We start from the raw sequence: 8,618 nt of genomic DNA, 5'->3' as shown, positions 1-8,618 counted from the left end.
ATGAAGCAACATAAAGAGAACATTGATCAAAAGGTTAATGAACTTAAGGAAGTTAAAAAACAAGTAGATGACAAATTAGCTGAGTTAAAGAAAGCGAAACAAACTGCTGAGGACAAACTCGCTGAGCTAAAAGAAAACAAGCCGAATACTGGTAACACGTTAGAGGAACTTAAGAAAATTAAAGGCAATTTAGATAGTCTTTCCGCTAACTTAGAATTAGCTAAACAAGATGTAAAAAACAAACTAGCTGAATTACAAAAGGCTAGAGAAGATTTACTAAATAAAATTAACGAAATTAAACAATCGAAACAAACTGTTTCAGACGATTTAACAAAGAAAAAACAAGACCTAGATATTAAAATCAACGACTTTAAGCATACTGAGAAAAAAATTGACGACAAATTAGCTGAGTTACATACAACGAAGCAAAATGTTGATAACAAGATTAATGAAGTATCACAGTCTAAACAAACGCAAGCAGATAATGGTACTAAAAACAATAACACTAAAGAACTTCCTAACGCTGGTAGCGAGCAATCAAACAATATGGCTCTAGGAATGCTATCTGTATTAGGCGGTGTTTTATTACTTACTCGTAATAAAATTAAAAAGTATTTATAAAACAGCTATCATTTTGATTATATAATCTACTGTCCCTTCTCTAAGAAGCCTATGCATAGGCTTCTTAAGGAAGAGACCTAATATAAGTGCGTTTACAAACTAGTTAACCCTCTACAGTTAGATTCTATTTCTATCCACGTATCATTTGTTGCAGAGCCCAACCTTTCACTTTTTCATTATGATAATACCTCAAAAATAAATATAATTATCAAATTTCAAACTTAGATTAGTTCCTTATACTTTAACAAAACTGAAAAACTGTCATTCCCCTAAGTCATACTAATAGGAAAGTGTACAATTCTTTAACAATACTAACTCTTAATTCATACACTACTAATAGAATTTGTGTAGCAATAAAATTTTCCAAATCATCTAAATCACCATATATTTAGCCTCTACTCGTACCTACATGATATTTTCCCCCCTCTCATAAAGTTCTTATTCTTCTAATTACTACATGACCATGTTCCATTGCTACATTAGAACGACATCTATAAATATTGATAAGGAGTGAAATACATGGGTTCAACAAAACTTACAGGACGAGTAATTTACAAAGGAGATCCCGGTTATTTAGAAGCTATTAAGAATTGGAATCCTTACGTTGATGTCTTCCCCCTCGTCTTTGTTTTTGCACAAAATTCATATGATGTTAGTAACGCCATTAAATGGGCTCGCGAAAATCATGTTCCGTTACGTGTTAGAAGTGGTCGACATGCGCTAGATAAAAACCTTTCTGTAGTAAATGGCGGCATCGTTATTGATGTAAGTGATATGAACAAAGTAAGTTTAGATAAAAAGAATGGTATCGCAACCGTTCAAACTGGAATTCACGTCGGGCCACTTGTAAAGGGACTAGCTAGAGAAGGTTTTATGTCACCGTTTGGAGATAGTCCTACAGTTGGAATCGGTGGCATTACAATGGGCGGTGGTTTTGGAGTAGTCTCACGAACAATCGGTCTAATAAGTGATAACCTTATTGCTTTAGAAACAGTAGATGCGACAGGCCGAATTATTCAAGCAGATCAATGTTGCAATAAAGATTTATTATGGGCTTCTAGAGGTGGTGGTGGTGGAAACTTCGGATACAACACTGAATATACATTGAAGCTTCATCGTGCCCCTAATACTGCCACAGTCTTTAATATCATTTGGCCATGGGATCAGTTAGAAACTGTTTTCAAAGTTTGGCAAGAATGGGCACCTTTTGTAGACTCACGATTAGGCTGCCTTCTTGAAATTTACAGCAAAATAAATGGACTTTGCCATGCAGAAGGTATTTTTTTAGGTTCCAAAAGTGAACTCATCAAACTATTAGAACCTTTAACAAATGCTGGAACTCCAACACAAATTGTTATAGAAGAATTACCTTACCCAGCCGCTATCGATTTCTTAGATCCAGATGAGCCAATCCCTGGTCGATCTGATCAAAGTGTGAAATTCTCTTCTGCCTGGGCACTTAACCTTTGGCCGGAAGAACCTATTTCCATTATGAAACGATTTTTAGAAGAAGCTACTGGAACAGAAGCTAATTTCTTTTTTATTAATTGGGGAGGTGCTATAAGTAAAGTACCTAGCAGTAAAACAGCTTTCTTTTGGCGAAGCCCTTTATTTTATACAGAATGGACTGCTAGCTGGAAAGACAAGTCTGAAGAAGCTGCCAATCTAGCATCAGTTGAAAGAGTTCGTCAATTAATAAAGCCGTATGTAACTGGTTCTTATGTAAATGTTCCAGATCAAAACATCGAAAATTTCGGACAAGAATATTACGGAGCAAACTTTGATAAGCTGCGGAAAGTAAAAGCAAAATATGACCCCGAAAATCTTTTCCGTTTCCCACAAAGTATACCACCCTCTTCCTCTTGTTAATGCTTGAAAAAACAAAAAAAAGAACTCTTACAATTGTAAGAGTTCTTTTTTTCATCATACCAATTTCCCATCTCGAAGCGTCAATATACGATCACATACATCAAGCATTCTTTCATCATGTGTAATCATAATTGCTGCTTTTTGGCTTTCTTTCACTTCACGTTTCATCATTTCCACGACTTCACGTGCGCGTTTTGAGTCTAAGCTTGCCGTTGGTTCATCCGCTAATATTAAATCTGGATTGTTCATGAACGCACGAGCGATTGCTACCCTTTGTTTTTCCCCACCAGATAGTTGATTTGGATAATGATTTTTTCTTTCTCCTAATCCAAACGCTGCTAGTAAGTGATCTGCACGCTTTTCAGACTCTTGTTTGTTGTCTTTTTTAAGCTTTGCAATATAAAGCAATTGTTCTTTTACATTTAAGTATGGAACAAGATTTGCGAATTGGAAAATGAAACCGATTTTTTTCAAACGAATGTCTGTCATTTCCTTTTCTGATAACTTCGTAATATTTTGCTCACGAATGTAAATATCTCCTTTTGACGGTGATAATAAAGCACCCGCGATCGATAATAACGTACTTTTCCCTGATCCAGAAGGACCAACGATTCCGATAAATTCTCCAGCTTTCACATCAAGCGACATCGGATGAAGGGCTGTTACTTCCGTATTCCCTTCTCCGTACACTTTACTTACTTTGTCTAATTTTAATAATGAAGTCATTACATCCCGCCTCCAATTGCCTCTAGCGCATCAACTTTTAATACTTGGTATAACGAAATAAGTGTTCCTAAAATACTAATTACGATAAAGATTGCTGCATATTGTGCAATCATCGGTGTTGTTAATAAGAACGGCATACCTGCTGGTAAAATTTGTTCTAACCCTTGTACAAGAACGATACTGATTACCATCGCAACGACTGATAAGAATAACGCCTGCACGACTAAGCTATTTGCTAAATACGAGTTTTTTGTACCGATTGCTTTTAATACACCTAATTGCTGTGTTTTTTGCAGTGTAATAACGTAGAAGAATACACCAATTAGTAATGCAGCGATAACAAGTAAGAATGCAATAATCATCGTTAACGTTCCTTGCTCTTCTTTAAATCCTGGAATACTTTGCAGCACTTCTTTTTTGTCAATTACGTGTGCATTTTTTACTTCTTTATCTGTATTAAGTGCGATTGTACTATAATCTTTTTGGTTTGGTTGTGAAATAGCGCCCCATACGTCTTCATTTACATAAACGACTGGTGTATGGCTAAACATTTGATCTTTCGTAAATCCGACGATTGTAAATTCTTTCTTTGAAACAGGATCGATAATTGTATCCCCAATATCGATTCCTTTTTCTTTAATTGATTCATCAGCAACCATTTCGTTGTTTGCTGTACCTAACTTCTCACCTTTTACAATGTTCGGTTCTAAAAATGTATCGCGTTCACTTGAGAAAATAGCGATATCAACCTTTTTCGAACTATCTTTCTTTTCATACGTTGAAACTTTCACCCGAAATGGAACTGCCTCTTTCTCGCCCACTTGATTTACTACGTTATCTACATCGTCTTTCTTAATTTGTGAACGAAGTAATTTATTTTCCGCATCATCTGCTAAAACGAACTTATTTGCCTCCATATTTTGAATCGATGAAGCATTATCATATGATAATCCATTTGCTAATCCCGAAATGACAAGAACTAAAAATGATAGTAACACCATAATCAGTCCGATTAATCCGTATCTTAATTTTGATTGTTTCAATTCACGCAGAGCTAAAAACATTTCGCTCGCTCCTTCCTCTTTCTTTCTATGCACTAATCATAAAAAAGAATTATGAACGGAATATGAACAGAAGATTACAGAGAGTAAGATTTAATTTTCAGAAAGTATTGAAAATATTTGAAATCCTTGATACAATTCAGTCAAATAATATTGACCGAGTAATTTAATTCAAGGAGTTGATCATGTTGAAGCCCGTATTAACACTAACTACTTATAGCCAACTAAAAGCATTAAGCGATCCACTACGTGCCGAAATGATGATACGTCTATGCGAACGTCCTTATACTGGACAATTACTATCTGAGAAATTCGGCATTTCAAGGGCGAAAATTCATTATCATTTAAAAGAATTAGAAAAGAATGGTCTTATAGAGATCGTTTATACAGAAGAAAAGAATGGGATTATTCAAAAGTTTTATCAATCTGTCGCTAAAGGCTTCACCCCTGCCGCAGATCTATTACCTCATTTAGAAATATTAAGCGAATCAGGTCGCCAAATCTTTTTACAAATGATAGAAAGAACGAAAAGCCAAATTCTCGCTGCACCAGAAGAAGCTTTTACATTACGAAATGCAAGTGAAGATCCAGCTAAGTGGAATTACGTTTCATCCTGCTGGGAATTTGATGCTACGCCAGAACAATTTCAAGTGTGGGTGAAAAAGTTTTATGAATTAATGGCTGAATTAAACGAAATCACAAAAGGTGCAGATAAAGATCCGAATAGTAAACCTTATTATATTTCTACTACTGCACTTCAAATCGCTGAGAGAACAATGCAGCAATTTATTAAAAAAGAAGAAAAATCGTAATACGATTTTTTTTACATAAACGGTCAAATTTATTTTACCGAATAAATTTATTATAAAGGAGTAGATAAAGTGGACATATTAAAAAACCGGAATTTCCTCTTATTATTTTTAGGAAGAATTTTTACAAACATAGGAGATAGCTTGTATTATGTAGCAGCGATGTGGCTCGTATACAAATTAAGTGGTAATCCTTTTTATTCTGGATTGGCTGGTTCCCTTACGTTATTACCTTCTGCATTACAATTTCTTACTGGTCCATTCGTTGATAGATGGTCAATAAAAAACACCCTCGTCATCACACAAGTTTTGCAATGCATTCTTATTTTAATCATTCCTATTACACACTACTTCGACCTATTAACAGTCCAACTACTACTCATCATCATGCCCATCGTAGCCTTTATCGAACAATTCGCCTATCCCGCACAATCAAAAGCTTTACCACTTCTACTGCATAAAACACAATTATTAAAAGGAAATTCACTTTTCTCATTTGCATATCAAGGCATTGATTTAATTTGCACGACTCTTTCCGGAATATTAGTAGCACTATTTGGCGCAATTACTTTATATGTGATCGACTCTTTTACATTTGCGATTACTGCCCTTTTGTTCGTTTCATTGAAAATGCCAAAACAAACCGAAGCAGACACAACACTTTCAACTAAGCAATATTTCACTGATTTAAAAGAAGGGTTTTCAATCGTCTTTCGTTCCTTAATGGGCGTCTTCTTAATCGGTTCCGTTGTCGCTAATTTTTCAATCGGTATGACGATGGCCATACTCCCTTCTTTCGCTGATTCTTTAGGTGGTGTGAGATTATATGGGTTCTTTTTAGCCGCTATATCAGCCGGTTGTTTAATTGGAGCACTATTCAGTTCATGGGTTGGTAAACATAATGTTGGCCGTGTCTCCATTATTAGCTTCGCAACTGGCGCTTTCTTTTGGTTTCTCTCTACGGTTGTACCGTTTCAATGGTTATCCATTTTTTTATTTGGCTTAGCTTGGATACCAATTGGTGCGACCAACATATTATTTGCGACAATTGGTCAAATTGTAATTCCGAACCAATATCTTGGGCGCATCAATTCAGTCACACGGAGCATGGGCACAATTGCTATGCCGCTCGGCTCTTTAATTGGCGGATACACTGCGAATGTATATAGTAGCCAACTTATTTTCGCGCTTGCTAGTATTGGGATTTTATTCATTTCCCTCGTATGGCTGCTTCATCCAAAATTACGGGCTTTGCCGAAAGCTGATGAAATTACAGCGGATACTTTTGAGCTTCGGTTTAAAGAAGAGTCCGGGAAAGGTGCGGCTTTATAACAGAACAAACATAACCCCGTTCTAAATTGCGGACGGGGTTAAAAATATAATTATTTCATTTTGGATGTAAAATACTTCACTAAAAATATAACAATAAAATCGTTTGAATATCTAAAATTTATTCAACAATAGTACCAACTAAAACGCTCCGTTAACGCTTTGATGGCCATGCCCCCTGCATTTTCCTTAATTGAATAATTTGGCCTGTATGATAAGCATCATGAAGCATAATGTCCAGTAATTTACCTTCAAGTGAATTTTGCTCAAGTTCTCTTTCAGAAATTGCACTTAATACCTGTCTTAAATTACGCTGAGCATTTTCAGAGCGTTCAACGACTTCCTTCCATTCCCTATCATCATTAGATTGCTTAGTAAGATAAAAGGTGTCATTACCATCAAGATTATGTGTCCATTCACGTCCTTCCAAGTTTGCAGCAAGTCTTTCTTTGTAATAAGTGAGATGATTAACGTTCTCCCAAATGGTATTCGTTGTCTCTCCAGCTGGTTTCCACATAGCCTGTTCAGCTGTAAGTCCTTCTATAGCATGTTTAAACGGTGCATACCAACTCTCTTTATCGAATGTTGAATCTAGTACGTTTAATAACAAGTCAATTCGTTTCAAAGTAATTTCCTCCCTACACAGTTCAAGTTTTAATACACTCCCTCTAACTCTGTAGAGATTCTACATTTTTAAATAAACTTCCTCCTAATCCCACTCCATAAACTCATCCGATTATGCAATTAAAATGACTCATATTTTTTCATTTTACACGTATACTAGCGACAAAAAAAGAAGAGGCTGTTCCCAAACAGCCTCTTCTATCTATTTAGGAAGCTCCACCCGAACAGTCGTCCCTTCCCCTTTCGTGCTATATACCGAAACGGTCCCTTTATGCAGTTCAACAATCTTCTGCACGATTGATAATCCTAAACCGCTACCTTCTACGTTTCTTGCCCTTGCTGTATCTACTTTGTAAAAACGGTCAAAAATACGATCCATTTCTTCTTTCTCCATACCGATTCCGTTGTCTGATATAGAAATTATAACGCTAGACTCTAACTCTTCCACGAAAAACTCAATCGTTCCACCATCGTTTGAAAACTTAATGCTATTCGTAAAGATATTACTCCATACTTGATGAAGTAAGTTTTCATCACCTTTTATAGTGATATCTGGCACATCAAATTCAACAGCGATATCTTTTTCACGCCATTTCCATTCGAGCATAAAAATAACGTCTTTAATTTGCTTCTGCAAATTGAATTCTTTTATTTGTAGAACTTTCTCTTCTTTATCTAGTGATGCAAGCGTGAGTAACTGTTTACATAAACTAGACATTCGCTTACTTTCACCCTCAATAATTTGTAAGTAATGGTTTCTTTCTTCCACGCTCATCTTTTCTGTTTGCAACGTCTTCGAAAAACCTTGTATAGAAGAAAGCGGCGACTGAAATTCATGTGAAACGTTCGAAACGAATTCTTGTCTCATTTCATCTAGTTCTTTAATACTTTTCGTCATCTTTTGGAAGCTCGTAGATAACGTTCCTATTTCATCTTTTCGTTTTACGTCTAATTCAATTTTATATTCCCCACTCGCAATTTTTTGCGTAGCCTTCGTAAATTTACGGATTGGGCGAACGATATAACCTGCTGCAATCGCTATAAAAATAATACTTAATAGTACGATAAACCCAAGTAATACCGCTAAGAAAATTCGCATTTCGCCAAATTGGTTCTGAATGTCAGGACGAATAAATAAAGCGTACTGTTTATCACCGTGTTGCACTGGTACACCGACGCTATTAATTAATTCATTATCGAAAAACCCTGTAATAAAGAGACGAGTTGGATAGGTGGAAACACCATTAAACGTTTCTCCTTGCAATACTTTATGAACAGTAGCATCGCTAATAGACGTCTTACGAAACGCATTGCCAATACGCTTTCCATTCTTTTGATCATCGACAACATAAATTTCATACCCTAACTTTGCGATAGAATGTAAGTACGCCTCTTGATTTTCTTCACTTTGCTTTTCATATAACGATTTAACTTCTTCAGCATACTTTAAAATCTTTTCACTATTATACGGTTTTAACTTCACTTGATAATATACGTTCGTTAATAAAAAGCCGATAATACTACTAAGTAGCATAATGCCGACCGTCATAAATACAAATCTAGAATATAGTGATTTCAT

General features: G+C 35.7%; 8 protein-coding genes. 4 read left to right on the top strand and 4 right to left on the bottom strand.

Going from position 1 to position 8,618, the window contains the following annotated elements; all coding sequences use genetic code 11:
• The coding region (locus MR170_RS16595) for an LPXTG cell wall anchor domain-containing protein (protein WP_242308687.1) at window positions 1-621 on the top strand (621 nt) is incomplete at its 5' end.
• A 519-nt stretch (window positions 622-1,140) separates the two neighbouring features.
• Complete coding sequence (locus MR170_RS16590) at window positions 1,141-2,490, top strand: FAD-binding oxidoreductase (RefSeq protein WP_016080985.1); 1,350 nt, start codon at window positions 1,141-1,143, stop codon at window positions 2,488-2,490.
• A gap of 54 nt (window positions 2,491-2,544) precedes the next feature.
• Here MR170_RS16590 and MR170_RS16585 read toward each other — a convergent pair whose 3' ends face one another.
• Window positions 2,545-3,216, bottom strand: coding sequence for an ABC transporter ATP-binding protein (locus MR170_RS16585; RefSeq protein ID WP_242308685.1), 672 nt, complete (start codon window positions 3,214-3,216; stop codon window positions 2,545-2,547).
• On the bottom strand, window positions 3,216-4,280 hold the full coding sequence (locus tag MR170_RS16580) for an ABC transporter permease (protein WP_242308682.1): 1,065 nt from the start codon (window positions 4,278-4,280) through the stop codon (window positions 3,216-3,218). Before MR170_RS16580 ends, MR170_RS16585 begins: the two co-directional genes overlap by 1 nt.
• Before the next feature lie 185 nt (window positions 4,281-4,465).
• Between MR170_RS16580 and MR170_RS16575 the strand changes: the two genes are divergently transcribed.
• Together MR170_RS16575 and MR170_RS16570 are read left to right on the top strand one after the other, a co-directional pair.
• Complete coding sequence (locus MR170_RS16575) at window positions 4,466-5,089, top strand: ArsR/SmtB family transcription factor (RefSeq protein WP_024927960.1); 624 nt, start codon at window positions 4,466-4,468, stop codon at window positions 5,087-5,089.
• Window positions 5,090-5,158: 69 nt separating this feature from the next.
• The gene (locus tag MR170_RS16570; RefSeq protein ID WP_242308680.1) at window positions 5,159-6,418 is read left to right on the top strand and encodes an MFS transporter; all 1,260 of its coding nucleotides are present in this window, start codon (window positions 5,159-5,161) and stop codon (window positions 6,416-6,418) included.
• 151 nt (window positions 6,419-6,569) lie between these two features.
• Here MR170_RS16570 and MR170_RS16565 read toward each other — a convergent pair whose 3' ends face one another.
• Window positions 6,570-7,040, bottom strand: coding sequence for a DinB family protein (locus MR170_RS16565; protein WP_242308677.1), 471 nt, complete (start codon window positions 7,038-7,040; stop codon window positions 6,570-6,572).
• Window positions 7,041-7,241: 201 nt separating this feature from the next.
• Window positions 7,242-8,618, bottom strand: coding sequence for a sensor histidine kinase (locus tag MR170_RS16560; RefSeq protein WP_242308674.1), 1,377 nt, complete (start codon window positions 8,616-8,618; stop codon window positions 7,242-7,244).

Origin of the sequence: Bacillus cereus group sp. BfR-BA-01524 (assembly GCF_022662595.1) — a bacterium.
GTDB classification, from domain to species: Bacteria; Bacillota; Bacilli; order Bacillales; family Bacillaceae_G; genus Bacillus_A; species Bacillus_A thuringiensis_S.
This window is presented reverse-complemented; position numbering and strand designations above follow the sequence as displayed.